Raw genomic sequence first — 22,978 nt, 5'->3', positions numbered from 1 at the left:
TTAAAAGCAAGTTATAAATGTGCTTATTGTATATTTTTTCACATTACTTGGTATTATTAAAAATGATTTTTCATAAGAATTAGCCGGTATATCTTTAAGAACGATTTCTATTGTTTTAATAGGCTTAAGAGTGTTTTTGATTAATACAAAATTATTTTTGCTAGGCTTTTTTATGCTAAATTTGATTTTGCATATTTTAAAATCTTTTTGAGATTTATTGTGGAGTTTAAAATCAAGAAAAATATTATCGCTAAATAATAATTTTTCGTTTTTAATAAACTCAAGTTCGGCAGGGCGATAGGTCATATTTATATAATTTTCACCCATAAAAAACAAAACAAATTCACTTATAATTCCAAAAATTATTAAAAACAATGAAAAAACCGGAAATCTTCTTAAAAATATAGCAAGTATTAAAATAATTATAAAAAACAAAAAGCAAAGCCCAAGAAGTATTAAATCTTGGGCGTAAAAATTAGCTAAATAAAAGCTTATCGAATCTAATATTTTTTGCATTAATTATTATAGCTTGTAGTTCTTTTAGTGCTTGCATTATCAAGCCAAATATTAGGAACTGCACCGCCAGGTGTTAAGAAAATCTTAGCATCGTTATTAACCTTTAAAGCTTCGTTAAATTGTCTTTGAGTTTCAATCTGCTTTAATTCTAATAATTCTTTGCTTATACTTTTTGCTATTTCTCTGTTTGCATAAGCTTGTGCATCTGCTTCTATTTTTTGAGCGTCTGCTTTACCTTGTGCTTCAATGATTGCTGCTTTTGCTATACCTTCTGCTAGAGCTGCTTTTTTAAGCGCTTCTTGATTTGCACGCTCAACTTCGTATTTTGTTCTTTCTGCTTCTTGTTTTGCGATTTGAACTTTTTCAATTTGCTCTTTTACATTAGTTGGCAAAATAATTCCACGAAGTTTAACGCTTTCAAGTAATACAGGTTTATTTGCTTGTGCGTCTACACTTTTTCTTGATTCAAGTTCAATTGCAGTTGCTATTTCATTACGCTTAACTGCTAGTTCTTCAGCTGTGTATTTACCGACAACGCTTCTTACAACTTCTAAAATAACAGGGTCAATTATTTTATTTTCCCAATCAAGTCCCCATTGAGCAATGGTTTGTGGTGCATTGCTTGCATCAAGGCGATATTGAACGGTAATATCAACTGATACAGGTAAGTTTCTTGCATCGGTTACTTTTATTGATTCTTTATTAATAATACTTTCTTTACCATAAGTTCTTTCGTTTGCACCTTCATAGCTTGCATAATTTATTTGTCTTACTTTAGTATCAATTATTAATACTTTTTGAAAATATGGGATTATGAAGTGAAAACCTGGTTGTAGTGCGATAGGATCATACTTACCAGTAGTTGATCTAATACCTACTTGACCTGAGTTAATTACAACGAATGGTTTTGAAATAGCGACAATTAAAAATATTACAATAGCAGCAATAATTACGCCATTAAATTTACCAAAGCCTTTAAAATTAAAATCAATATTAAAATCTGATTTTTTATTTTCATTTTTTTTATTTTTATTGAAATAATCATTCAAATCTGCTGGCATTTATACTCCTTATTTTTGATTAAAAAGGCATTTTACATTGTATAAGTTTATAATTAGAAAAGACTTTATAAAAGCATAGATTTGTTGGTAATTTGCTAAAGATTGTGTAGTTTAAATTCCTATTTCAAATTCTTGTAATTTTAGAGCGATTTAACGCTCTAAAATTAAATATAAGTTAGCCAAGAAGCGTATTTTTCATTTCTTCCATATACTATATCAAAGAACGCATCTTGGATTTTTTTAGTCATTGCACCACGAGAGCCATTTCCTATGATTCTGTGATCAAGCGAATTAATAGGTGTGATTTCTGCTGCAGTTCCTGTGAAGAATGCTTCATCGCAAACATAAATTTCATCTCTACTAATTCTTCTTCTTTCAACGCTAATTCCTAAGTCTTTAGCGATTTTTAATACTGAATCTTGAGTGATTGATTTTAGAGCATAATCATTTGGAGGTGTAATTAATACGCCATTTTTAACCATGAAAAAGCACTCGCCTGTGCCTTCTGCGATAAATCCTTCTTCATCACACATTAAAGCTTCTTCAAAACCTGAATTAATAGCTTCATATTTAGCCATCATTGAGTTTAGATAGTTTGCACTTGCTTTTGCTTTATTAAAGTTTGCTTTTGTGCTATTTCTCATTAAAGATGAGCAACATACTTTAATTCCTTTTTCTAATCCTTCTTCACCTAAATAAGCACCCCATTCCCAAGCAGCAATTCCAACTCTAACAGGAGCTTTTGCATGATAAATTCCCATAATTCCATCGCCTAAGAAAATTAAAGGGCGAATATAAGTATTTGAATTAAATTTATTTCTTCTTAATAATTCAATTTGAGCGTCTTCTAATTCTTTTTGAGAAAACGGAGGTGTAATAGCTGTTATTTTTGCACTTTCTAATAATCTTTTTGTGTGATCTTGTAATCTAAAAATAGCCATACCATTTTCAGTTTTATAAGCTCTAGTTCCTTCAAAAACAGCATTTGCATAATGTAAAGAATGAGTTAAAAAGTGAACTTTTGCATCAGCAAAATCAATAATTTGTCCATCCATCCAAATGTAATCAGCTTTAATTGCCATGACATATCCTTTAAATTAATATTTTTTGGGAAGTTTAACAGAATTTTCATAATAAGTATTTATTTTTTTCACATAGAATAAAAATTAATAAGGAGAAAAAATGGTAACTAATAAAAATTTTTATTTAAATAGAAGAAATTTCTTAAAATTAGGTGCAGGAACTTTAGTTTCAAGTAGTGCAATAGCTGAAGAATTAAGTAAAACAAATCTTGATTTAGTTCCTAGTGATAGTGAATATGCTTATAATTATGTTAATTTTTATGAATTTAGCACTAATAAAAGTGAATGCGTAAAACTAGCAAATAAGTCTAAATTAAATGATAAAGCAATTTCAATAGAGATTAGTGGTTTATGTGAAAATCCAATGACTTTAACTGATTTATCAGCTTTTAAAATTGTTGAAAGAGTTTATAGATTACGTTGTGTAGAAGCTTGGAGTATGAATTTACCTTGGCAAGGTTTTGAATTAAGAGAATTAATTAATCTTGCAAAACCTACAAAAGAAGCAAAATATGTAAAATTTACAAGCTTGTATGATCCTGATATATTTCCTGATCAAAGATTTAATGGAGTATTAGATTATCCTTATGTAGAAGGCCTAAGGCTTGATGAAGCAATGCATCCATTAACTCTGCTTGCAACCGGTCTTTATAAAGAAAAATTGAAAGCTCAAAATGGAGCTCCTATTCGCTTAGTTGTTCCTTGGAAATATGGATTTAAATATATTAAATCAATAGCAAAAATTGAATTTACAAAAGAACAACCTATTAGCTCATGGGAGAAATACAATCCTAAAGAATACGGATTTTATGCAAATGTAAATCCAAATGTTGCACATCCAAGATGGTCTCAAGCATCACATAGAGTTTTAGGTAGCTTTTTTAAAGAAGATACGCAAATGTTTAATGGTTATGAAGAAGAAGTTGGGTATTTATATAAAGATTTAGATTTAAGAAAGAATTTTTAATGATATTTACAATTAAAGTTCTTTTAGTTTTATTGTCTTTTGGATATTTTGCAGCATCTATTTTATTAGGTTATGATTTTGTAAAAGATATATATAAAGCAAGCGGACAACTTGCTTTAATATTTTTATTTTTAAGTATTATTTTGCCAAATAGATTTATCATTTTTGTTAAATTTTTTGGCAAATTATCTGGCTTTTATGCGATTTTGCATTTTTTAAATTTCATTATTTTAGATAATCAATTTGTATTAAAAGATTTGCTATATAACATACTAGCAATAAGAAATCTTTTAGGTTTTATAGCATTTGTTTTTATAGTTTTAATGTTTTTTAAAAAATATTTAAATTATTCTAATTTTGTGTTTTTATTACTTGCGTTTCACTATTCTTTGAGTGTTAAAATTCCTGAAACTTTGCATTATTTGGTTATATTTATTGCATTTTTATTGTTATTTAGGAGTAAAAGTGATATTCGGAAAAATTGATTATATTAATTTATTGCCTTTACATTTTTATTTAAAAAGCTCTAAATTGCCAAGTTATGTTAAAAAAAGCATTGAGTATAAAAAAAATGTTCCTGCTAAACTTAACAAAGCTTTAAATGAAAAAAGAATAGATTGTGCAATAATTTCAAGCATTGAAAGCAAGAAAAGTAAATATAAGAATTTAAATGTTGGTATTTGTGCTAATAAAAAAGTTTTAAGTGTCTTAGTAGAAAAAAACTCAACTCAAGAAAATGATAAAGAATCAGCAACTTCAAATGCTTTAGCAAAGGTGCTTGATTTAAAGGGTAGGGTGATTATCGGAGATAAAGCATTAAAAGAGTATGTAAAAACGCCTGAAAACTATATTGATATGTGCGAAAAGTGGTATGACTTAACCAAATTACCATTTATGTTTGCAAGGTTTTCAAGTGTTAAAAATCACAATCAAGCAAAAAAAATATTTAATGATTTCATAAAGCATAATTTAACTCCTAATCAAAGAATTAAAATACCTAATTACATTTTAGAGCATTTTTCTAACACTAGACAAATAAGTAAAGAAGATATAAAAAACTATTTAAATTACATATATTATAAAATAGGTAAAAAAGAATTAAAAGCTTTAAGAATTTATATTAGAAAGACAAAATATAGTGGCTAATTAAAGCCACTAATAATTATTTCTTTTTCTTTCCGCACTTACTTGTTTTGCAAGCTGTTGCAGCAACTTTGTCTTTTAACACGCTGCTAACTTTAAATTTAACAACTTTAGTTGCAGGAACTTTAATTTCTTTACCTGTGCTTGGAACTCTTGCAGTTCTTTCTGCTCTGTCAGCTGTTGAGAATGTTCCAAATCCGTTGAATGGAACTGATTCACCTTTTTCTAATGACTCTGTTAACGCTTCAATGAAAGCATTTACAGCTGTTGTAGCATCTTTTTTAGAAAAACCTGCTTTACCAGCAACAATTGAAATAAAATCCGCTTTAGTCATCTAAAACTCCTTAATATTGAATAAAAGCCCTATTCTACAATAAAAAATCAATAATTAGCTAAAAAATGGCAAAAAAATGTATGAAAAAGTAGTTTTTTGGATAATTTATAAAAAAAATATTTTTCTTTATATTCTTTTAAGCTAAGAAATATATAATTTGCGTTTTACTTTTAAAAGTGCTTAGGTAGCTCAGCTGGCTAGAGCGCTGGTCTCATAAGCCGGAGGTCGGGAGTTCGAGTCTCCCCCTAAGCACCATTTCAAAATCCTATTTCAAATTCTCTCAATCTTTTTTAGCTTTTTTACTAGGTTCATCGTTTAAAATAGAGCTTATTCTAATTCCGTTTAGATAAATTATCCAAGAAAAATAAACCCATATAAAAAAGAATAAAACAGCAGAAAAACTACCATAAATACTTGTATAAACTTGATTAAGAGATATATAAAATACAAATAATGATTTAAAAATACTCCAAATTAATGCAACTAAAAAGCTTACAAGTGCTATTTTTTTAGGGTTTAAGGTTTTGTTTATTGATATATGAAAGCATATAAAAAATAAAGCCCAAATTATTAAAAATGGCAAAATACCTAAAAAGTTAAATTTAATTCCTATTGCATCTATGTATTTTTGTATTTTATAGCTTAAATAAAAGCTAGTAAGTAAGCCTAGTGGTGCTAAGGTAATTAAAGACCAATATATGCTAAGTGATGAAAAAAAGCCTCTTTTTGCAGTATTGCTAATATGAGAAATCGTGTTTTCATAAGAATTAAAAAACATAAATAAAGCAAATACCATAGCAATAATTCCAGCAGCATCAAGCTTGGTGCTATTTTGTAAAAATTGTTCTATGTAGTTTATTGAATTTGCTTCTTGATTAGGCAAAATTATTCCTAAAATAAAATTATTAATTTGAGCGCTTTGTTCTTTAAAACTTGGCATATGTGCAAAGACAAAAAAACTAAGTGATAATATTGGAATAATGTTTAAAACACTATAAAAACTAAGAGAGCTTGCGTGCTGTAAAATGCCTTTATCGCTTACATTTACTATTGTTCTTAAGATATGTAAAATCTTTTTCATGTTAGTCCTAAATAAATAAAAAATATTAAGTTCAAACTTATAACAAAAATTGCTAAATACCTATGTAAAACAGCCAAAAAACTAAGAATTATATAAGTAATAAAATAAGCAAAATCAAGCTTAAAATTAATCGCATTCATTTTAAAATCTAAAAATATTAATAAGTATTTATCTAAAAAATCTCCACAATTAATTATATGCAAAAACAAAACCAAAGGATAAAAAATCACAAAAATTGGCGTTAAAATTATCCCAAATAATTGCTGAAAACTCAAAAGTGGGAAAAAGTATAAAACAGGTGCAACCATAGCAAAAAATGTGCTAAGCTCAAGACAAATTAATTTAAATAAATTATCAACTTTAAAATGATAAATAAACAAAAATATATAAAAAACTCCAAGACAAGAGAAGAAAAACCCAACATTAAACAAAAAACTAGGATTTATAGCAATGCAAACAAAAAAAGCTAAAAATAAATGAGCAAAACTAATAATTTTAATCGCTCTAATAATGAAATAAAATCCCAAAATAGCCATAACAAATGAGCGAAAATAGCTAGCAACTAGACCGATTTCATAAAAATATAAAGCAAGTATTATAAAAATGATTATTCCTAAATCAAAATGCATACTTCTATAAGGGAAAAATCGTTTTTGAAAATATTTATAAACAATAGAAAATATAAAGAAAAATATAGAATAAATAAGCCCTAAATGATAGCCTGATATTGCTAGTAAATGTGCAATTCCATAATAATTTACGCAATCTCGCAAATCCTTGCTAATACTTTTTGCAAAAAATAAAGCTCCAAAAAATTGTTTCATAGTTTCGTTTTCGTGCTGATTTATAAAGTATTTTACAAATGCGTTTTCGCTAATTTCATCTAATTCTTCTAAGGCATAGCTAGGTAAATAAAATCTAGTTTGTAAATATTCATAGAAGTTTAGTTTATCTTTGGCTGCAAATTTTAAGCTTATGTGATTTGAGTTTATTTTTGAATTTGTAGTTGTATAAATTAACACATCTTTATAAGCAAGCACTAAGACATAATAACTTTTATTGTTTTTTGTCTTTAGATAATTATTAGTGATTTTTAACTCATAACTATCTTGCTCTAAAAATTCGCAAAAATCTAAGAATTTTAAATGAACTTGCAAACAAAACAAAGCAATCAAACTTATAAAAATTACAAAATATAATTTTTTGCTAATTTTTAGAGTTCTTTTGCTTTTTATATTCATCACATAAATCAGTTAAAAAACAATTATTACATTCTGGCTTTCTAGCTTTGCAAATATATCTTCCAAACAAAACCATTCCTTTATGTAGTTTATCAAGGTCAGTTTTAAATAGTTTTGTAAGCTCTTTTGCACAATCATTTGGAGTATTTGCGTTTGAAATTTTTAATCTTTTGCTAACTCTAAAAATATGCGTATCAACAGCCATAACATTTGCACCTAAACTCTCGCATAAAACCACATTAGCTGTCTTTTCTCCAACCCCTGCAAGCTTTATAAGTTCTTCAAATTTCATAGGTATAATTCCTGAATGAAATTCCATAACACTTTTTGCCATTTTTATGAGATTTTCTGCTTTATTTTGATAAAAATTACAACTTTTAATAAGCTCTTTTAAGCTTATTAATTTTGCATTTGATAAGCTCTTTATATCAGGGTAATTGCTAAATAGACTAGGGGTGATTAGATTAACCCTACTATCAAGGCATTGAGCTGACAACATAACACAAACTAATAATTCATAATCATTATGAAAAATTAATTCACTTTTTGCATTCTTATAATTTTCTAAAAATCTTTTTTTAATTTCTTTTGCATCTTTTTTCATTTTCTTATCTTACTATTTTTTTACACAACATTTGTAAAATGATATATCAAATCAATTGAAAAAGGATGATATTATGAAAAAATTTTCATTAGTTCTAGCAGGACTTTTATGTGGTATGAGTTTAAATGCAGCAGTAGTTGCAACTTATAAAGGTGGAGAAATTACAAGCGATGATTTAGCTCCATATTTAGCACAATTTCAAATAAGTGATATTAATGCACTTCCAAAAGAAGCTAAAGAAGGTTTAATAAAAGATGTATTATCAAAAAGATTATTTGCTAAAGAAGCACAAAATTTAAAATTAGATAAAGACGCAAAATATCAAGCAGCTCTAAATAGTGCAAAAGAATTATTATTAGCTCAACAATATTTATTAAATAAATTTGAGAGCATTAAAGTAAGCGAAGCAGAAATTAAAAAATACTACAACGAACACTTAAATGATTTTAAAGTTCCAGAAGCAGTAAAAACTAAGCATATTTTAGTAAAAACTGAAGCAGAAGCAAAAGATATTATTAAGCAATTAAAAGGCTTAAAAGGTGATAAATTAGTTGCTAAATTTAGCGAATTAGCAAAAACTAAATCACTTGATAAAGGTTCAGGAGCAATGGGTGGAGATTTACCATATATGGGTGCAAATGAATTAGTTCCTGAGTATTTTAATGCAGCTAAAAAACTAAAAAAAGATGAGATTTCAGATGCTGTAAAATCTCAATTTGGTTTCCATGTAATTTTAGGTGAAGATTATAAAGCAAGCAGACAAGGAAGCTTACAAGAAGCAACACCATATATTGAAAATGGTTTAAAAAACGAAAAACATAAAGAATTAATCAAAAAAGAAGCTGAAAAATTAATCAATAATTCAGGCTTACAAGTTAAATAAGGAATAAAAATGGGTGTTTTAGATTTAGTAAAACCTGGCGTAATTTATGGTAAAGACTTAGAGCGTGTGTATGCGTATGCAAAAGAAAATAATTTTGCAATTCCTGCGGTAAATGTGGTAGGGACTAATTCTATAAACGCCGCATTAAAAGCAGCTAAGGCTGCTAATTCTCCTATTATTATTCAATTTAGTAATGGAGGAGCTAGTTTTTTTGCAGGTAAAGATTGTCCTAATTCAGCAACGCTTGGTGCAATTGCAGGTGCTAAATATGTTCATGAAGTTGCAGCTGCTTATGGTGTTGTTGCAATTTTGCATACTGATCATGCTGCTAAAAAGCTTTTACCTTGGATAGATGATTTAATCAAGGCTAATGAAGATTTTTATGCAATTCATAAAAAACCTTTATTTAGCTCTCATATGCTTGATTTAAGCGAAGAAAGTTTAGAAGAAAATATTGAAATATCATGTGAATATTTTAAGAAATTTAACGCTTTAGAAATTGGTATAGAAATTGAATTAGGTTGCACTGGTGGAGAAGAAGATGGTGTTGATAATACAAATATTGACAATGCTAGACTTTATACTCAACCAAGTGATGTTGCAAAAGCTCATAATGAGCTTAGCAAAATCGGAACAAATTATACAATAGCAGCAAGTTTTGGTAATGTTCATGGTGTTTATAAACCAGGCAATGTAAGACTTGAGCCAGTGATTTTGCATAATTGTCAAGAATATTTAGCAAAAGGACAAAAGCCACTTAATTTCGTATTTCACGGAGGAAGTGGTAGTGAAGCAGAAAAAATCACAGAAGCTATTAGCTATGGTGTAATCAAAATGAATATAGATACTGATACTCAGTGGGCGTTTTGGGATGGTGTTCGTGAATACGAAGCTAAAAATCATGGATATTTACAAGGACAAATCGGAAACCCTGAAGGTGAAGATAAGCCAAATAAAAAATATTATGACCCAAGAATGTGGCTACTTGCAGGTGAAAAATCTATGCAAGAACGCTTAATGCAAGCATTTAGCGAGTTAAATTGTATTAATAGGAATTAATTTGCGTAATTTAACAAATAAAAAGAAGAAAAGTGTATTTTCTTCTTTTTTGATTTTAATCTTTTTACCATCTTTAGTTTTTTTGTTAGCTGTTTTGGCTTATTTAAATATTTTACAACTTACTATGCCACTTCATACTATTATAATGTGTGGAGTATTGCTTTTATTTGCTATGTTTTTTGCACCACAAAACGAGTATTGTGTGTATGCAAAAATCAAAAAAAATTCAGATATTTTTGAAAGCGATTTAAAAGATTATATAAAAGAAAATTCTTTAAAAATTGATGAAGTAAATAAGGCAAATGCTAGTTTTGATGAGTTTTTTGATATTTATTTACATAAGTTAAAACCACTTTCATTTGGATATATTGCAAGTGCAGTTTTTCCTATGCTAGGGATTTTAGGAACTTTTATTAGTATTGCTATATCAATGCCAAATTTTAAGGTTGAAAATTCTTTTGCTTTAGAGGGAGAAATTACTTTATTATTAGGTGGAATTGCTACTGCTTTTTATGTTTCAATTTATGGGATTTTTCTTACTATTTGGTGGATGTTTTATTCAAGATTAGGCTTAGCAAAAATTAACGATTTTAAAGAAAATTATAAGTTTAATTCTAAAAAATATTTTTGGAGCAAAGAAGAATTACAAAGGCTAACTATTAAGAAAAATACTGACTTGTTTATAAGTAATAATGCTTTATTAAATAAGCTTTATGATAATGAGTTTTTCAAGGAATTAAGTAAGCTTCATCAAGAAAAATTATTAACATTTTCAGAATTATTTAAATCTTATGAAAAAATTGCTCTAGTTCATACAAGTTTAGCTCAAAAATCGCTTGATTTAAGCAATAAAAATAATGAAGAATTGCAAAAAAAATTAGATGAGTTTAAGAATAGAATAGAAAAAAGTGTAAATGATTTTGCAAAAATAAAAGATGAATTAGAAAATAAATTGCTAGATTTTAAAGATGCATATTTAGAAGAAAATCACGAGTTTAAAATAGTTGATGAACTAAAGGCTGATATTGAAAATCTTAGCAAAGAGGCTAATCAAGTATTAGATAAATTGCATAATGCGTAATAAAGATAATAATAATTTTTGGATAGTTTATGCTGATTTAATGGCAGGGCTTTTATTTGTCTTTATTTTGCTATTAAGTGCTATTGTTTTAAAGTATATTTTTACTCAAAATGAGCTTAAAAACGAGCAAAAACATTTAGATGAATCAAAGGCTTTAATTATTAGCAAAGATGAATTATTAAGCAGTTTAAATCAAGAGTTATCAAGGCTAAATATTGTTTTAAATGATGAATTAAACAAAAACAAAGAAGCAGATGAATATATAAAAGAGCTTTTATTTACTCTTGATGAAAACACAAAAAATAAAGATGAATTATTAAAAAATATTGATGAAAAAGATGCAAAGATTTTAATACTTTTAAAAAGCCTAGAAGATAATGAGCTTAAGATTAAAGATAAAGATAATAAATTAAATGAATTAGCAAATGAACTTAGTAATTTTAAGCTTGAATATAATAAATTAAAAAACAATAAAACAAGGCTAATTCAAGCCTTGCAAAATAAATTATCTAATGATATTTTAATCAATCTTAATTCAGGAAGCATAAGTTTAAATGCTAATATTTTGTTTGATAGTGCAGAGTTTAATATAAAAGATGATGCTAAAGCTGAACTTAAAAAGACTTTGAGTGATTATTTTGATGCGATTTTAAGCTCACCTGAAATCTTAGCTAATATTGATAGCATTATTATTGAAGGGCATACTGATAGCGTAGGCGGATTTACTTATAATCTTGAACTATCTCAAAAAAGAGCCTTGGAGATTATGAAGTTTATTAATTCATTTTATAAAGATAAAAGGCTAGAAAAATTACTAACTGCAGTTGGCAAAAGCTATAATGAATTAAGGTATAAAGATGGCGTAGAAGATAAACAAGCAAGCCGTAGAATTGAAATAAAATTACAATTTTCAAATGAAGCAGCGATTAAGGAATTTGAAAGCGTAATTACAAAGGATTTAGGTGAAAATAGCAATAATTAGACTAAGTGCAATGGGCGATATTTTTCATATGTTATGGCATATAAATTATATTAGACAAGCTTATCCTGATGCTAGAATTGATTTTTTTGTTGATTCAAGATTTTATTTTTTATTAGAAGGCTTGGTTTGGTTTGATAATGTTTATTCTTTGCCTTTAAAAAAATCTCCATTAAAAGCTTTAAAACAAATTAAAAATCTTAAAAAAACTTATGATATTAGCATTGATTATCAAGGAAGAATTAAATCGGCTTTTATTGCAAATTATTTAAGCTCTAATTCTTATGGCTATGCTAAAAACGGCTTAAGAGAAAAATTGGCTTTTCATTTTTATAAAAATCATTGCGACTGTGAGTATTTAGAAAATGTATATAAAAGAAGTCTTGAGCTTAGTAAATTTGCTTTAAAAGATTTAAAAATAAAAGAGATTAAATCAAGCGATGTTTTAATTTATAATGAAGAAAAAACGAATGCTTTATTAGAAAAAATAAAGCCTTTTATAAAAGATGATTTCATACTTTTACACAATGGCTCAAGTAAGATTAATAAAATGCTTCCTTTAGAAAAATTAATTAGTATTTGTTCAAATTCTGATTTTAAATTCTTGCTTGCTTGGGGCAATGAATGTGAGCTAAATAGAGCTAAAGAAATTGCTTTAAAATGCTCTAATGCTATTGTTTTGCCTAAAATATCTTTAAGTGAATTAGTATTTTTAAGTAAATACGCAAAGCTAATAATAGGAAATGATAGTGGGACAACCCATATTGCAGTAGTTTTAAATCGTCCTAATATCACCTTTTTAAATGAAAGCAATAAAAAACCAGCGAGTAGATTAATAAGCCCATTTGATATTCAGCATTATTTTTATAAATTTAGCGATGTTGATACAAAAGAAGTTGTAAAAATCATAGAAAAGGTGGTAAATAATTGAAAGAGTATTTATATATTTTCACATTTTATTTTTTTAATTTTTTATTAAAATTAATACCAAATAAATTATTAAAAATATTTGCAAATTTTATAGGTTTTATAGCTTTTAAATTAAACAAAAAACATAGAGCAATAATCTTAAAAAACTTAGAATATTTTTGCAAATTAGCAAAGCACCCACAAAGTTTAGAACTTACAAAAAGAGTTTATAAAAAGTTTGCTTACTATATTTTATCAATGGTAAAAAACCAAAACATAAGCAAAGAAAATTTATTAAAACAAATAAAATTATTTAAAAACGATGAGTATTTAAAAGAGCTTTTAGATAGGGGCGAAAAGATAGTATTTACTACAGCTCATTATGGTTATTGGGAGATTCTTCCTGCTGCAGTTGCGATTAAATATAATTGTAAAATTAATATTATAGGTCGTGCTTTAGCAAGTCCTAAAATCAATGCAATTCTTACAAAATATAGAGAAAAATTCGGCATAAAATTAATAGAAAAAACAAATGCTTTAAGACCTATGATAAAAGCTTTAAATAATCATGAATTAGTAGGAATTGTAAGCGATCAAGATGCACATATTAAAGAAAGTAGCGAGTTTTTACTATATGGCAAAAAGGTAACTCAAAGCAATGCTGCAAGTATAGTTGCTAAAAGATGTGAAGCATACTTATTGCCTGTTTATATTTATGAGATTAATGATGGATTTTGCATAGAGTTTTTTAAGCCATTAAATGCAAAAGAATTAAGCATAGAAGAGCTTAGTTTTTATCAACTTGAATGCACCAAAAAAATGTGGGAGAAAAATCCTAGCGAGTATTTTTGGTTTCACAAAAGATTTAAAACATTTTATAAGGATGAGTATTGAAAATATTTATATATTTACCAAATTGGCTTGGTGATGCAATAATGGCAGCAGGTGCAATCAATGCACTTATAAAAAAATTTCCTAATGCAAAAATTACTTTTTATGGAAGTTTTATTGCCTGTGAGATTTATAAAAACTTAGGCGAAATAATAGTAGAAAAAAAGGGCGAAAGGCTAAAACAAATAAAGAATTTAAAACAGGAATTTGATTTAGGAATTAGCTTTAAAGCAAGTATTTCATCTAAGGTGCTTTTGTTTATGTTAAAGGCTAAAAAGAAGTTTTATTTTAACGCCAATAAAAGCGATAACACTCATCAAGTTTTAAAATATTTTAATTTATTAAAAGAGCTTAATTTAGACGATAATCTAAACACTCAAATCCCTTATAAAAAATTAAAAACAAGAAAACTATTAGGCATAGCTGCAGGTGCAAAATATGGAGCAGCTAAGTGCTATGAGCCTAGTTATTTCGCACAAATTGCAAGCACTTTTAAAGACCATAAAATAATTCTTTTTGGCACAAAAAACGAAAGTGATATTTGTAATATCATTGAAGAAGAGCTTAAAAAATATAGTATAAAAGCAATTAATTTATGCGGAAAAACAGATATTAAAAAATTATGTCTTGCAGTATCTAGCCTTGATTATTTATTAGCAAATGATAGTGGGATTATGCATTTAGGGGCAAGTTACAATGTAAATGTATTAGCGTTTTTTGGACCTACTAATATTTACCAAACTTATCCATATTGTAAAAACGGAAAATTATTTTCATTAAAACTACCTTGCTCTCCTTGTGCAAAAAGAGTTTGCCCGCTTAAACATCATAAATGTATGAAAGATTTAACCCCAGAAATAGTCTTAAAAGAATTAAGATAAATCAAGTCCTAATTATAAAAAAGTAGTAATATCTTCTTAAAGGAGATATTATGAAGTTCAATACAATTTACGAGATTAAAGACTGGCAAGGCAATGCAAATGAACTAAAAATCACACCTATTTATGATGATGAAACAAACAAAGAAATACAAATAATTTTGCCAAAAGATAAGATTATGAAAGAACATAGTGCAAATGGCGTTATCGTTGTTCAAGTTTTAAAAGGCGAGATTGATTTTAGCGTAGAATCTAAAGTAATAAATCTAAAAGAATTAATGAGTATAAAATTAGCAAGTGGTGTAAAACATAGCTTATTAGCTAAGCAAGATAGCATAATTAGACTAAGTCTTGCAAAAAATGATAGTTTTGCAAGAGTTAAGAATGTAGAGATTATTTAAGTATTGAGTTTAATTTCTAAACTCAATACTAAAGCTTGAATTTGAACTAATCACATTAGTTGAATAAGTTCTAATTAAATCTTTTACATATTCATTATTTTGCTTGTTTTTATCAAGTTCAATTAATACTTCTCCGTTTGAAAGCTTATCTATTCTAGAATTATAATCGCTTTTAAAGGTAATTGCATTTATGATATTTACTAGGCTTTCTAAATAATAATGTCCTAAAGAGCTTTTTGTATTATATAATTCTTTTAATTTGCCCGTTTTATCAACATAATGCATATTTAAATCTTTTGCTTGTAGTTTGATATATTTAGCATTTTTTGGTGCTTTTAAATCTTTATAACTAGCGTTTGCAAATATGAAAGAATAGTCTTGATTTAGCAAATTGCTAACTCCATCTATTTTGATTTCGCTTGTTTTATCTATGCTAAATTCATTTGCCATAGGATTTGATACAGCTTTATTTGTTGGAGAATAGTTGTTTGTTTCATAAAATTTTGTATAGCCGATTTTTGTTATAAATTCTAAATCTTTTTCTTTAGCTAAATAATTTTTAGCAATATTGCTTAATTTATTATGAGTAATATTTACACTTTTATTTAATTCATCTAATTTGCTATCATAGGCTCTATTTAAAACACTTTTTGTAGCAACAAAATTCATTTTTATATTTTGATTGCTTATATTTATTGATTTTTCTTTTAATTTATTAGAATAAATTCTATATCTTTTAGCAGCATTTATGTCGTTATTATCTAAAAATCCTAAATCAAATTCTATATTAATATCATTAGGAAAATACTTATAAACTAATTTAGAACTATCGTTTATTCCGTGATTTTTAATAACAACAGGAAGCTCAAGAGAATGAGTAAAATCACAATTTAAGCCAACGCATTTACCTAAATCTGCTTCACTTTGTCCTATAACTTCATCACTAAACAAAACTGCATCTGAAAGATTATTTGAAGTTTTAATATCTTCTAATGCTTTTGTTGTATTGCTTTTAAAATCTATGTTAATTTCGTTTATTCTAATATTGCAAGAGATTTTGCCATGAGAATTAACCACATCAGAATAGCCATTTAAATGGCATTTTCCATTAGCTATATCGCTTCCTACGAAATCATTTTCTTTAAATGTTATTTTGCCTTGATTTGAGAATGGATATGCGATTTTAAGCTCTAATTCTCCTAAAGAATTAATCATAGCAGGGTTAATTTTGCTAACTTTATTAAAGTTTATATTTTCTAAATCAAACTCATATTCAGTGCCAAAAGAGTTTAAAACTTTTAATTTAGCAAGTTTTACGCCTAAATTATTAACTTTTAAGATTCTATTTTGAGTATCATAAATTGTTGCTTTTATCTTGCTTGTAGGAATATTTGCTTGAAAACTATCATCAACATTTACTTCAATATCTTCTAATTTAATTGCCGAAGGTCTTATCATAAAGGCTCTGCATACAGGCATAGACCTAGTTCTTCCTTGTGCATTTATTTCTTGATAGCAAATATCGTGCTTTCCTACGGTTGTATTTATAAACTCAATTACATAATCTCCAGTAGGAAGTCCATTACCATCTCCATCAGGATTTACAACATAATCTTTCAAACAGCCTGAAAAATCACATTTTTTATAAATAATTATTTTATTACTTTGCCCTGAGCTATGATTTACGCTATCAGTATTTGAGAAAAACTTAATTTTATTTTTAGTTGCAGTTTGAATTAATCCTATATAAACATCATCGCCAACTACTCTTGTATATGCTTCATTAGCAATTGCTGCTTTACCACTATCAAGTTCGCTTAGCATTGGTCTTAGCTCTTCACCAGGTTTTGGCTCGGTATTTTTAATCTTCCATATACTTCCAAAAACTAATTTTTTACTCTCTCCTATTTCATCATAAATAAAAGCGATTTTTGGTTTATTTATAGTGTTAAAAAACATTGCTAGATTATTGTTATCATAGATATTTTCTATTTCAATTTCTACAAGCATTATATCGCTAGTATTTAGCTTAAAATCTCTTATAAAAAATTCCATTTTGCTCATATTTATATAATCTAATAAGTTCTTTTTGCTTTCTAAGTCTATTTCATTTGTTTTTTCATAAGTATTGTTATTTCTTGTAAGATTTGTAAGTTTTACTTTGTAAGATATTTGATATTGTCTTATTTTAGACATATCAAAGGTTTTGTTATTTTTATAAATTGATTCTATTATTAATTCAGGATTTTTTGTATAGATTGGATATTTTGTATTATTTATAACACCTTCACCTTTTTTAAAAAAATCATATTTGCTATTAAAAGTGATTTTAACTGCATTAAAATCAGGATAAAAATTTTTAAAATTATCATTAGCTAAAAGTGTAAAAAAAGTAATAAATAATAATATTATTTTTCTCATATCATTCCTTGTTTTTAATTTTAAAATCTAAGATTATATTAAGTTAAATTTAATTTCTAAATTCCTATTTCAAATTCTTTTATTTTTAAAGAAAATTTAAATAGACTAAAAGCTCTTTGTTATTATGATTTTCTATACTAAAAGTATTTTTTAAAGCTTCGTTTAATGTGCCTATATTTAGGTATTTAAAAGAAAAATTATTTAGTTCATATTTTAAATTCTTTGAGCTAAATTTAGCTTTTTTATCAAGGCAAAATAATGATATTTGTTGCCCTTTATAAGTATTGCAAGTAAAACTTGAGTTTTTTATAAAAAACTCTCCATAATTTGTAATCATCTTTAAATTTACCTTTTTTTTAGAGCGATTTTTTAATTTAAAATATTGAAACAAAAGAGCAATATTTGCAATAAAATGATCATCTCTTTTACCACCAGCTCCAAGTATATAAATATTATTAAAATCCATTGATAGAGCGTATTTATAAGCTTTAGTTAAATCATTTGTATTTTGATTTTTTACTTTAATTATTTTTGCTTTTGTGTTTGTATTTTTGAAGCTATCTAAATCTCCTATTATTACATTAGGTTCAATTTTTAATTTTAAAAGTTCATTTGCAGCCCCATCACAAGCTATTAAAAAATCAGCATTTTTAAGATAATTTAGCGGTATTTCATGAGTGCAAAACTCACCATTAGCAAGGATTATGCAATTCATTTTATATCCTTTCTCCAAGAAAATAAATAATAAACTCCTAATACAAAAAACAAAATCATAAGCACAAGCATTGCTAAATTGCTAGAATTTTCAAGATAAAGCCTTGTCCAAATATAAATTGAAACAATATTTGAAATGCTTATATAAATATAATGATTTATTATTTTTTTTAAGCTTAAAATAGTTGCAATTAGCCCGCTTGCAAATATAAAGCTTTCAAGATAAACAAACCTTGAGCCTAAATCTTTTAAATGAAAAGAATAAATATAAGAAATAAAAATAATTAATATAAATATTAAGATTGATTTAAAAGGGCTTAATTTGCTTATATACACATTTTTTTTCCAAGAAAAAAACCCATAAATCATCATAGGAAAATAGCAAAATAAATAAAGATAAACTTCTCCAAAAAGTTTATTCAAATATGCAATATAAGCGTAAATTAAGGCATTAAATACACCTATAATAAAACAAAATTTATTCTTTACTCCCATAAACAAAACATAAGCAATTCCACTAAATAAAGCAAAGAAATTTAAAATATCGCTATTTGTAAAATAAGAAAAAATTAAACTAAAAATAAGTGAAGATAAAAGTAAAATCATAAATACTCCTTAATCAGCATTACCTGTCCAAGTTCAACGGGTCTAATCTCAGCTAAACGCACCCCATAAAATAAAAACTTAATTATATTATTAAAAATTAATAAACTTATTAATCAATTTATTTTATAATCACGCCTTTTAATTTACACCAATTTGGAGGTCAAAATGGCTTTGGATTCGGCAAGAAAAGCTGAAATTATCAGCAAATATGCAAGATTTGGTGGCGACACAGGTTCGTCTGAAGTTCAAATTGCTTTACTTACAGAAAGAATTGCAGTTTTAACAGAACACTTAAAAGTATTTAAGAAAGACTTTTCATCAAGACTAGGACTATTAAAATTAGTTGGTCAAAGAAAAAGACTTTTAAAATATTTAAAAGCTACAAAATATGATGTTTATGTTAAATTAATTAACGAGTTAAACATTAGAGATAAATAATTCTAAGCCCCTTTTTGGGGCAAAATATCATGATTTTATACGACAACTTAGAAGAAATTACCTACCTTGAAAAACTAGCAAATCGTTTAAGTTCTAAAGACATTGAATTAGTCTTAACAAACAACGATGAAATGCAAGAAATTAATAAAAATACAAGAAATATTGATAAAACTACTGATGTTTTAAGCTTTCCGCATGATAACACTTTTTTAGATACTAATTTCTTAGGCTCTTTGGTTATAAATATGCAATTAGCACAAGAAAAAGCAAATGAATTAGGTCATAGTTTAGAAGATGAGGTTTCGTTGCTGTTTATTCACGGAATGCTTCATTTATTAGGTTATGATCACGAAGTTGATAATGGAGAAATGAGAGAGCTTGAAATTAAATTAATTAATGAATTTAATTTACCTAATAGCCTTATTGTAAGAACTTTAGATTAAATCTTTTTTTGTAGAATGTCCGTTATTTCAATTTTTAAAGGATATTTTATGGAACAAAATGCGTTAATTCAATTCTTACCTTTAATCGTATTATTTGCGATTTTTTATTTTTTGATTATTCGCCCACAACAAAAACAAGCAAAAGCACATAAAGAAATGTTAAATGCGCTTACAAAAGGCGATAAGATAGTTACAAACGGCGGTTTAATCGTAGAAGTTGTAAAGGCTGAAGAAGATTATTTAAAAATCAGAATTAATGATGATGTTGTTGCGAAATTAGACAAAAATTTCGTAGCTAGAAAGTATGAAGATAAAATAGAGAAAGCTTCAAATAATGCGTAATCAAAAAACAAAAAGCATTACATATCGCTTTTATGTTTTAATATTTGTTACACTTTTTGGCGTATTACTAAGTATGCCAAGCTTTTTTGCAACGAAAGGACCTAAGATTAATTTAGGTCTTGACTTGCAAGGTGGTCTTCATATGCTTTTAGGTGTAGAGACAAATGAAGCTATCAAATCAAAAGTAAAATCAATCGCTTCAAGTATTAATTATTCTTTTAATAAAGAAAATATTTTAACTGATGGATTTAAAAGTGGTGATGGTGTAATACATTTTGAAATATTAGATAAAGATGATGCTGTTAAAGTAGATAAAATTTTAAAAGAATTAAAAGGCTTAAAAGTAGAAATTAATAATGCTTTTTATGAGATTAAATTAACTCCTGAAGAAGAGATACAAACTGCAAAATTTGCAATAGATCAAGCAGTAGAAACTATTAGAAATAGACTTGATTTATTTGGTCTTTCAGAGCCAACTGTTGCAAAACAAGGAGAAGATAAAATCCTAGTTGAAATTCCAGGCGTAAAAACTGCAGAAGATGAACAAAGAGCAAAAGATTTAATCGCAAAAGCAGCACATTTACAATTAATGGAAGTAGATAAAGCTAAAAGAGATCAAGGAAATATCTTAACAGCAGAAGAAGCTGCTAGTTATGGCGATATAATATTACCTGATGTAAAAGACAAAACTATTAAGTATGTTTTAAAAGAACTGCCTATTTTAGATGGCTCAATGTTAATTGATGCTAGAGTTGGTTTTTCGGATAAGACTGCTCAACCTGTGATTAATTTTACGCTTAATTCAGAAGGCGCAAAAATATTTGGAGACTTTACAGGCAAAAAAGTAGGTCATCAATTAGCTATTGTTTTAGATGGCAAAGTTTATTCAGCACCTAGAATTAATGAAAGAATAGGTGGTGGAAGCGGTCAAATTAGTGGAAATTTCACCGTTGAAGAAGCACATGATTTAGCAATTGCTTTAAGAAGTGGAGCTTTACTTGCACCTGTAAAATTATTAGAAAAAAGAAGTGTAGGACCTAGCTTAGGTGCTGATAGTATAGAGCAAAGTTTAGTGGCTTTATTAGGCGTATTTTTAATGATAGTTGTATTTATGGGAGTTTATTATGGAATTAGTGGTTTATTTGCCAATATTGCCTTAATTTCAAATATATTCTTATTAGTAGCTGTTATGGCGCTTTTTGGAGCTACACTAACACTTCCTGGAATGGCAGGTATTGTTTTAACCGTTGGTATGGCTGTTGATGCGAACGTTATTATTAATGAGCGTATTAGAGAATTAATTAGAGATGGGGTTAATTTAAAAGATGCTATAAATAATGGCTATCATAATGCTATGAGTGCTATTTTAGACTCTAACTTAACTACTTTAATTACAAGTGCTGCTTTATATGCTTATGGAACTGGAGCTATAAAAGGCTTTGCAGTAACTATGAGTATAGGAATAATTGCATCAATGATTACAGCAATTATTGGAACTCATGCTTTATTTGATTTATTTGCGAATCGTATTGAAAAAAGTGGCAATACAAGACTTTGGTTTGGTTATAGGAGAGTGTGATGCAAGTATTTACAAGTAGAAAAATTTATGATTTTATGAAACTTAGATTTGCATCTATTGGCTTATCTTTAGTTTTAGTTTTAGGTTCAATTATTTTATTATTTACACAAGGTCTAAATTATGGAATTGACTTTAGTGGTGGAACTTTAGTTCAAATTAAATATAATGACAAAAACGCTCCTTTAGATGAAATTCGCAATATTTTAAATCAAAATGAAGCTTTAAAAGGTGCTAGTGTTACTGAGTTTGGAAGTGCTAGTGAGATAGTTATTAGATTTTCAGCTTCAAGTGATAGTTTAGGAAAAGATATAGGTGATAGCATTGTAAAAATGCTTGAAAAAACTGGCGATATAGAATTAAGGCGTGTTGATATTGTTGGGCCAAAAGTAGGTGGAGAGTTAAGACAAAAGGGCTTAATGGCAATTTTGGTTTCATTTGCACTTATTTTAGTTTATATTGCAGTAAGATTTGAATGGCGTTTTGCTATGGCTGCAATTATTAGTGAAATTCACGATATTGTTATTGTTATGGGTGCAATTTCATTGTTTCAAATAGATGTTAATCTTGATACTTTAGCAGCAATTTTGACTGTTTTAGGATATTCGCTAAATGATACAATTATTATTTTTGATAGAATTCGTGAAAATATAAAAGAAAGCAAAAGCACTGATATTGGTAGCATAATAAATGAAAGTGTATCAGCAACCTTATCAAGAACTACTCTTACATCAGGAACTACTCTTTTTACGGTTTTAATTTTATTCTTTTATGGTGGAGATATGATTCATGGATTTTCACTTGCTTTAATAGTTGGTGTAATTGCAGGAACTCTAAGCTCAATTTTCGTTGCTAGCCCACTTTTAATGTGGTTTAATTTTAGCGTTAGTAATTATAGAGAAAAAGAGCTTGATAAAATTAGAAAAAAAGAAGAAAAAGAGCGCCTTCGTGCAATGTATGAAAAAGGACAATTATAATGGATTTTGGAAGAGTAATTCATATATTTTTTACATTAATGAGTTTAACTACTACTGCTGGATTTTTATACTATCAAAGTCCAGTGGCTTTATTTATAGCTGCGAGTATTAACTTAATATCTACTTTTTTAAAAATTGGAGTTAGAAATATTTTAAGTACAGAAATTTTTGCAAGTTCGCTTGTAACTGATGTGCATTTGATTATTGCTTTTGTTTTAACTCAAGTTTATGGAATGAGTATGAGTAGTTTAGTTTATAGCATGACAATAGGTGCTGTAATATCAAACGTATTTACATTAATTTTAGTATTAATTGAAGCTATAAAAAATAAAGATGAATTCTAAGGATTGA

The 22,978-nt window shown here is 27.1% G+C and carries 27 protein-coding genes and 1 tRNA gene; 18 read left to right on the top strand and 10 right to left on the bottom strand.

The genetic code is table 11. The features are described from left to right. The 3 genes from AVANS14531_RS03720 to AVANS14531_RS03710 form a co-directional block, all read right to left on the bottom strand. The gene (locus AVANS14531_RS03720; RefSeq protein WP_336611371.1) at positions 1 to 516 is read right to left on the bottom strand and encodes a DUF2393 family protein; all 516 of its coding nucleotides are present in this window, start codon (positions 514 to 516) and stop codon (positions 1 to 3) included. Further along, a complete protein-coding gene (locus tag AVANS14531_RS03715) occupies positions 516 to 1,577 on the bottom strand; it encodes an SPFH domain-containing protein (protein ID WP_336611370.1) in 1,062 nt (353 codons plus the stop codon). Before AVANS14531_RS03715 ends, AVANS14531_RS03720 begins: the two co-directional genes overlap by 1 nt. A 164-nt stretch (positions 1,578 to 1,741) precedes the next feature. Continuing rightward, complete coding sequence (locus AVANS14531_RS03710) at positions 1,742 to 2,659, bottom strand: branched-chain amino acid transaminase (RefSeq protein ID WP_239817943.1); 918 nt, start codon at positions 2,657 to 2,659, stop codon at positions 1,742 to 1,744. A gap of 100 nt (positions 2,660 to 2,759) precedes the next feature. On the opposite strand from AVANS14531_RS03710, the gene msrP reads away from it, so the two are divergent. The 3 genes from msrP to AVANS14531_RS03695 are packed head-to-tail and all read left to right on the top strand — an operon-like array spanning position 2,760 to position 4,772. Further along, positions 2,760 to 3,626 (top strand): protein-methionine-sulfoxide reductase catalytic subunit MsrP, encoded by an 867-nt coding sequence (gene msrP / locus AVANS14531_RS03705; protein ID WP_336611369.1) that lies wholly within the window; start codon positions 2,760 to 2,762, stop codon positions 3,624 to 3,626. Continuing rightward, positions 3,626 to 4,111 (top strand): hypothetical protein, encoded by a 486-nt coding sequence (locus AVANS14531_RS03700; RefSeq protein ID WP_336611368.1) that lies wholly within the window; start codon positions 3,626 to 3,628, stop codon positions 4,109 to 4,111. The genes msrP and AVANS14531_RS03700 overlap by 1 nt, the downstream gene beginning before the upstream one ends. Then, positions 4,092 to 4,772 (top strand): MqnA/MqnD/SBP family protein, encoded by a 681-nt coding sequence (locus AVANS14531_RS03695; protein ID WP_336611367.1) that lies wholly within the window; start codon positions 4,092 to 4,094, stop codon positions 4,770 to 4,772. Before AVANS14531_RS03700 ends, AVANS14531_RS03695 begins: the two co-directional genes overlap by 20 nt. A gap of 16 nt (positions 4,773 to 4,788) precedes the next feature. On the opposite strand, the gene AVANS14531_RS03690 is transcribed toward AVANS14531_RS03695, so the two are convergent. Next, on the bottom strand, positions 4,789 to 5,103 hold the full coding sequence (locus AVANS14531_RS03690; protein ID WP_239817947.1) for an HU family DNA-binding protein: 315 nt from the start codon (positions 5,101 to 5,103) through the stop codon (positions 4,789 to 4,791). Between the two features lie 178 nt (positions 5,104 to 5,281). Between AVANS14531_RS03690 and AVANS14531_RS03685 the strand changes: the two genes are divergently transcribed. Beyond that, positions 5,282 to 5,358: transfer RNA gene (locus AVANS14531_RS03685), tRNA-Met, on the top strand. A 25-nt stretch (positions 5,359 to 5,383) separates the two neighbouring features. Here the strand turns inward: AVANS14531_RS03685 and AVANS14531_RS03680 are convergent. Genes AVANS14531_RS03680 through nth form a run of 3 tightly spaced genes read right to left on the bottom strand, consistent with a single transcriptional unit; the run spans position 5,384 to position 8,029 of the window. Further along, positions 5,384 to 6,184 carry a YihY family inner membrane protein gene (locus AVANS14531_RS03680; protein WP_239817948.1) on the bottom strand — a complete coding sequence of 267 codons (801 nt, stop codon included), beginning with the start codon at positions 6,182 to 6,184 and terminating at the stop codon, positions 5,384 to 5,386. Continuing rightward, positions 6,181 to 7,425 (bottom strand): ComEC/Rec2 family competence protein, encoded by a 1,245-nt coding sequence (locus tag AVANS14531_RS03675; protein WP_336611366.1) that lies wholly within the window; start codon positions 7,423 to 7,425, stop codon positions 6,181 to 6,183. Before AVANS14531_RS03675 ends, AVANS14531_RS03680 begins: the two co-directional genes overlap by 4 nt. After that, entirely contained in the window at positions 7,391 to 8,029 is a 639-nt protein-coding gene (nth, locus tag AVANS14531_RS03670) for an endonuclease III (protein ID WP_336611365.1), read from the bottom strand. Before nth ends, AVANS14531_RS03675 begins: the two co-directional genes overlap by 35 nt. Before the next feature lie 73 nt (positions 8,030 to 8,102). On the opposite strand from nth, the gene AVANS14531_RS03665 reads away from it, so the two are divergent. From AVANS14531_RS03665 to AVANS14531_RS03630, 8 genes are read left to right on the top strand one after another with little or no spacing between them, the layout of a single operon-like run. Next, positions 8,103 to 8,912, top strand: a complete 810-nt coding sequence (locus AVANS14531_RS03665) for a peptidylprolyl isomerase (protein WP_239817951.1) — start codon at positions 8,103 to 8,105, stop codon at positions 8,910 to 8,912. Between the two features lie 9 nt (positions 8,913 to 8,921). After that, complete coding sequence (fbaA, locus tag AVANS14531_RS03660) at positions 8,922 to 9,971, top strand: class II fructose-bisphosphate aldolase (RefSeq protein ID WP_336611364.1); 1,050 nt, start codon at positions 8,922 to 8,924, stop codon at positions 9,969 to 9,971. Between the two features lies 1 nt (position 9,972). After that, the gene (locus tag AVANS14531_RS03655) at positions 9,973 to 11,052 is read left to right on the top strand and encodes a MotA/TolQ/ExbB proton channel family protein (RefSeq protein ID WP_336611363.1); all 1,080 of its coding nucleotides are present in this window, start codon (positions 9,973 to 9,975) and stop codon (positions 11,050 to 11,052) included. Then, positions 11,045 to 12,034, top strand: coding sequence for an OmpA family protein (locus AVANS14531_RS03650; RefSeq protein ID WP_336611362.1), 990 nt, complete (start codon positions 11,045 to 11,047; stop codon positions 12,032 to 12,034). The genes AVANS14531_RS03655 and AVANS14531_RS03650 overlap by 8 nt, the downstream gene beginning before the upstream one ends. Continuing rightward, positions 12,015 to 12,962, top strand: a complete 948-nt coding sequence (locus AVANS14531_RS03645; protein ID WP_336611361.1) for a glycosyltransferase family 9 protein — start codon at positions 12,015 to 12,017, stop codon at positions 12,960 to 12,962. The genes AVANS14531_RS03650 and AVANS14531_RS03645 overlap by 20 nt, the downstream gene beginning before the upstream one ends. Next, a complete protein-coding gene (locus tag AVANS14531_RS03640; RefSeq protein WP_336611360.1) occupies positions 12,959 to 13,834 on the top strand; it encodes a lipid A biosynthesis lauroyl acyltransferase in 876 nt (291 codons plus the stop codon). The genes AVANS14531_RS03645 and AVANS14531_RS03640 overlap by 4 nt, the downstream gene beginning before the upstream one ends. Then, positions 13,831 to 14,712, top strand: coding sequence for a glycosyltransferase family 9 protein (locus tag AVANS14531_RS03635; protein WP_336611359.1), 882 nt, complete (start codon positions 13,831 to 13,833; stop codon positions 14,710 to 14,712). Before AVANS14531_RS03640 ends, AVANS14531_RS03635 begins: the two co-directional genes overlap by 4 nt. A 50-nt stretch (positions 14,713 to 14,762) precedes the next feature. Further along, positions 14,763 to 15,110 carry a cupin domain-containing protein gene (locus tag AVANS14531_RS03630; RefSeq protein ID WP_336611358.1) on the top strand — a complete coding sequence of 116 codons (348 nt, stop codon included), beginning with the start codon at positions 14,763 to 14,765 and terminating at the stop codon, positions 15,108 to 15,110. A gap of 9 nt (positions 15,111 to 15,119) precedes the next feature. On the opposite strand, the gene AVANS14531_RS03625 is transcribed toward AVANS14531_RS03630, so the two are convergent. The 3 genes from AVANS14531_RS03625 to pnuC form a co-directional block, all read right to left on the bottom strand. After that, positions 15,120 to 17,531 carry a hypothetical protein gene (locus tag AVANS14531_RS03625; protein ID WP_336611357.1) on the bottom strand — a complete coding sequence of 804 codons (2,412 nt, stop codon included), beginning with the start codon at positions 17,529 to 17,531 and terminating at the stop codon, positions 15,120 to 15,122. 85 nt (positions 17,532 to 17,616) lie between these two features. Continuing rightward, the gene (locus AVANS14531_RS03620) at positions 17,617 to 18,246 is read right to left on the bottom strand and encodes a thiamine diphosphokinase (protein ID WP_336611356.1); all 630 of its coding nucleotides are present in this window, start codon (positions 18,244 to 18,246) and stop codon (positions 17,617 to 17,619) included. Further along, positions 18,243 to 18,851, bottom strand: a complete 609-nt coding sequence (gene pnuC, locus AVANS14531_RS03615; RefSeq protein WP_336611355.1) for a nicotinamide riboside transporter PnuC — start codon at positions 18,849 to 18,851, stop codon at positions 18,243 to 18,245. Before pnuC ends, AVANS14531_RS03620 begins: the two co-directional genes overlap by 4 nt. A 165-nt stretch (positions 18,852 to 19,016) precedes the next feature. Between pnuC and rpsO the strand changes: the two genes are divergently transcribed. The 6 genes from rpsO to AVANS14531_RS03585 are packed head-to-tail and all read left to right on the top strand — an operon-like array spanning position 19,017 to position 22,971. After that, the gene (gene rpsO, locus AVANS14531_RS03610; RefSeq protein WP_239817962.1) at positions 19,017 to 19,289 is read left to right on the top strand and encodes a 30S ribosomal protein S15; all 273 of its coding nucleotides are present in this window, start codon (positions 19,017 to 19,019) and stop codon (positions 19,287 to 19,289) included. A gap of 29 nt (positions 19,290 to 19,318) precedes the next feature. After that, positions 19,319 to 19,732, top strand: a complete 414-nt coding sequence (gene ybeY / locus AVANS14531_RS03605; protein WP_336611354.1) for an rRNA maturation RNase YbeY — start codon at positions 19,319 to 19,321, stop codon at positions 19,730 to 19,732. Between the two features lie 48 nt (positions 19,733 to 19,780). Next, positions 19,781 to 20,074, top strand: coding sequence for a preprotein translocase subunit YajC (yajC, locus tag AVANS14531_RS03600; protein WP_239817964.1), 294 nt, complete (start codon positions 19,781 to 19,783; stop codon positions 20,072 to 20,074). Then, on the top strand, positions 20,067 to 21,653 hold the full coding sequence (gene secD, locus AVANS14531_RS03595) for a protein translocase subunit SecD (protein WP_336611353.1): 1,587 nt from the start codon (positions 20,067 to 20,069) through the stop codon (positions 21,651 to 21,653). The genes yajC and secD overlap by 8 nt, the downstream gene beginning before the upstream one ends. Beyond that, positions 21,653 to 22,627 (top strand): protein translocase subunit SecF, encoded by a 975-nt coding sequence (gene secF / locus AVANS14531_RS03590; RefSeq protein WP_239817966.1) that lies wholly within the window; start codon positions 21,653 to 21,655, stop codon positions 22,625 to 22,627. Before secD ends, secF begins: the two co-directional genes overlap by 1 nt. After that, on the top strand, positions 22,627 to 22,971 hold the full coding sequence (locus AVANS14531_RS03585) for a DUF6394 family protein (RefSeq protein ID WP_239817967.1): 345 nt from the start codon (positions 22,627 to 22,629) through the stop codon (positions 22,969 to 22,971). The genes secF and AVANS14531_RS03585 overlap by 1 nt, the downstream gene beginning before the upstream one ends. Positions 22,972 to 22,978 lie beyond the last annotated feature (7 nt).

Origin of the sequence: Campylobacter sp. Cr9 (assembly GCF_020138295.1) — a bacterium.
GTDB lineage: Bacteria > Campylobacterota > Campylobacteria > Campylobacterales > Campylobacteraceae > Campylobacter_E.
Note: the sequence above shows the minus strand (reverse complement) of the source record. Positions and strands in the feature narration are given on the sequence as shown.

What these genes read in the sequence shown, in the direction of transcription:
- AVANS14531_RS03720 (WP_336611371.1), bottom strand. Translation starts at nt 516, where the DNA reads ATGCAAAAAATATTAGATTCGATAAGCTTTTATTTAGCTAATTTTTAC.
- AVANS14531_RS03715 (WP_336611370.1), bottom strand. Translation starts at nt 1,577, where the DNA reads ATGCCAGCAGATTTGAATGATTATTTCAATAAAAATAAAAAAAATGAA.
- AVANS14531_RS03710 (WP_239817943.1), bottom strand. Translation starts at nt 2,659, where the DNA reads ATGGCAATTAAAGCTGATTACATTTGGATGGATGGACAAATTATTGAT.
- msrP (WP_336611369.1), top strand. Translation starts at nt 2,760, where the DNA reads ATGGTAACTAATAAAAATTTTTATTTAAATAGAAGAAATTTCTTAAAA.
- AVANS14531_RS03700 (WP_336611368.1), top strand. Translation starts at nt 3,626, where the DNA reads ATGATATTTACAATTAAAGTTCTTTTAGTTTTATTGTCTTTTGGATAT.
- AVANS14531_RS03690 (WP_239817947.1), bottom strand. Translation starts at nt 5,103, where the DNA reads ATGACTAAAGCGGATTTTATTTCAATTGTTGCTGGTAAAGCAGGTTTT.
- AVANS14531_RS03680 (WP_239817948.1), bottom strand. Translation starts at nt 6,184, where the DNA reads ATGAAAAAGATTTTACATATCTTAAGAACAATAGTAAATGTAAGCGAT.
- AVANS14531_RS03675 (WP_336611366.1), bottom strand. Translation starts at nt 7,425, where the DNA reads ATGAATATAAAAAGCAAAAGAACTCTAAAAATTAGCAAAAAATTATAT.
- nth (WP_336611365.1), bottom strand. Translation starts at nt 8,029, where the DNA reads ATGAAAAAAGATGCAAAAGAAATTAAAAAAAGATTTTTAGAAAATTAT.
- AVANS14531_RS03665 (WP_239817951.1), top strand. Translation starts at nt 8,103, where the DNA reads ATGAAAAAATTTTCATTAGTTCTAGCAGGACTTTTATGTGGTATGAGT.
- fbaA (WP_336611364.1), top strand. Translation starts at nt 8,922, where the DNA reads ATGGGTGTTTTAGATTTAGTAAAACCTGGCGTAATTTATGGTAAAGAC.
- AVANS14531_RS03650 (WP_336611362.1), top strand. Translation starts at nt 11,045, where the DNA reads ATGCGTAATAAAGATAATAATAATTTTTGGATAGTTTATGCTGATTTA.
- AVANS14531_RS03630 (WP_336611358.1), top strand. Translation starts at nt 14,763, where the DNA reads ATGAAGTTCAATACAATTTACGAGATTAAAGACTGGCAAGGCAATGCA.
- AVANS14531_RS03625 (WP_336611357.1), bottom strand. Translation starts at nt 17,531, where the DNA reads ATGAGAAAAATAATATTATTATTTATTACTTTTTTTACACTTTTAGCT.
- AVANS14531_RS03620 (WP_336611356.1), bottom strand. Translation starts at nt 18,246, where the DNA reads ATGAATTGCATAATCCTTGCTAATGGTGAGTTTTGCACTCATGAAATA.
- pnuC (WP_336611355.1), bottom strand. Translation starts at nt 18,851, where the DNA reads ATGATTTTACTTTTATCTTCACTTATTTTTAGTTTAATTTTTTCTTAT.
- rpsO (WP_239817962.1), top strand. Translation starts at nt 19,017, where the DNA reads ATGGCTTTGGATTCGGCAAGAAAAGCTGAAATTATCAGCAAATATGCA.
- ybeY (WP_336611354.1), top strand. Translation starts at nt 19,319, where the DNA reads ATGATTTTATACGACAACTTAGAAGAAATTACCTACCTTGAAAAACTA.
- yajC (WP_239817964.1), top strand. Translation starts at nt 19,781, where the DNA reads ATGGAACAAAATGCGTTAATTCAATTCTTACCTTTAATCGTATTATTT.
- secD (WP_336611353.1), top strand. Translation starts at nt 20,067, where the DNA reads ATGCGTAATCAAAAAACAAAAAGCATTACATATCGCTTTTATGTTTTA.
- secF (WP_239817966.1), top strand. Translation starts at nt 21,653, where the DNA reads ATGCAAGTATTTACAAGTAGAAAAATTTATGATTTTATGAAACTTAGA.
- AVANS14531_RS03585 (WP_239817967.1), top strand. Translation starts at nt 22,627, where the DNA reads ATGGATTTTGGAAGAGTAATTCATATATTTTTTACATTAATGAGTTTA.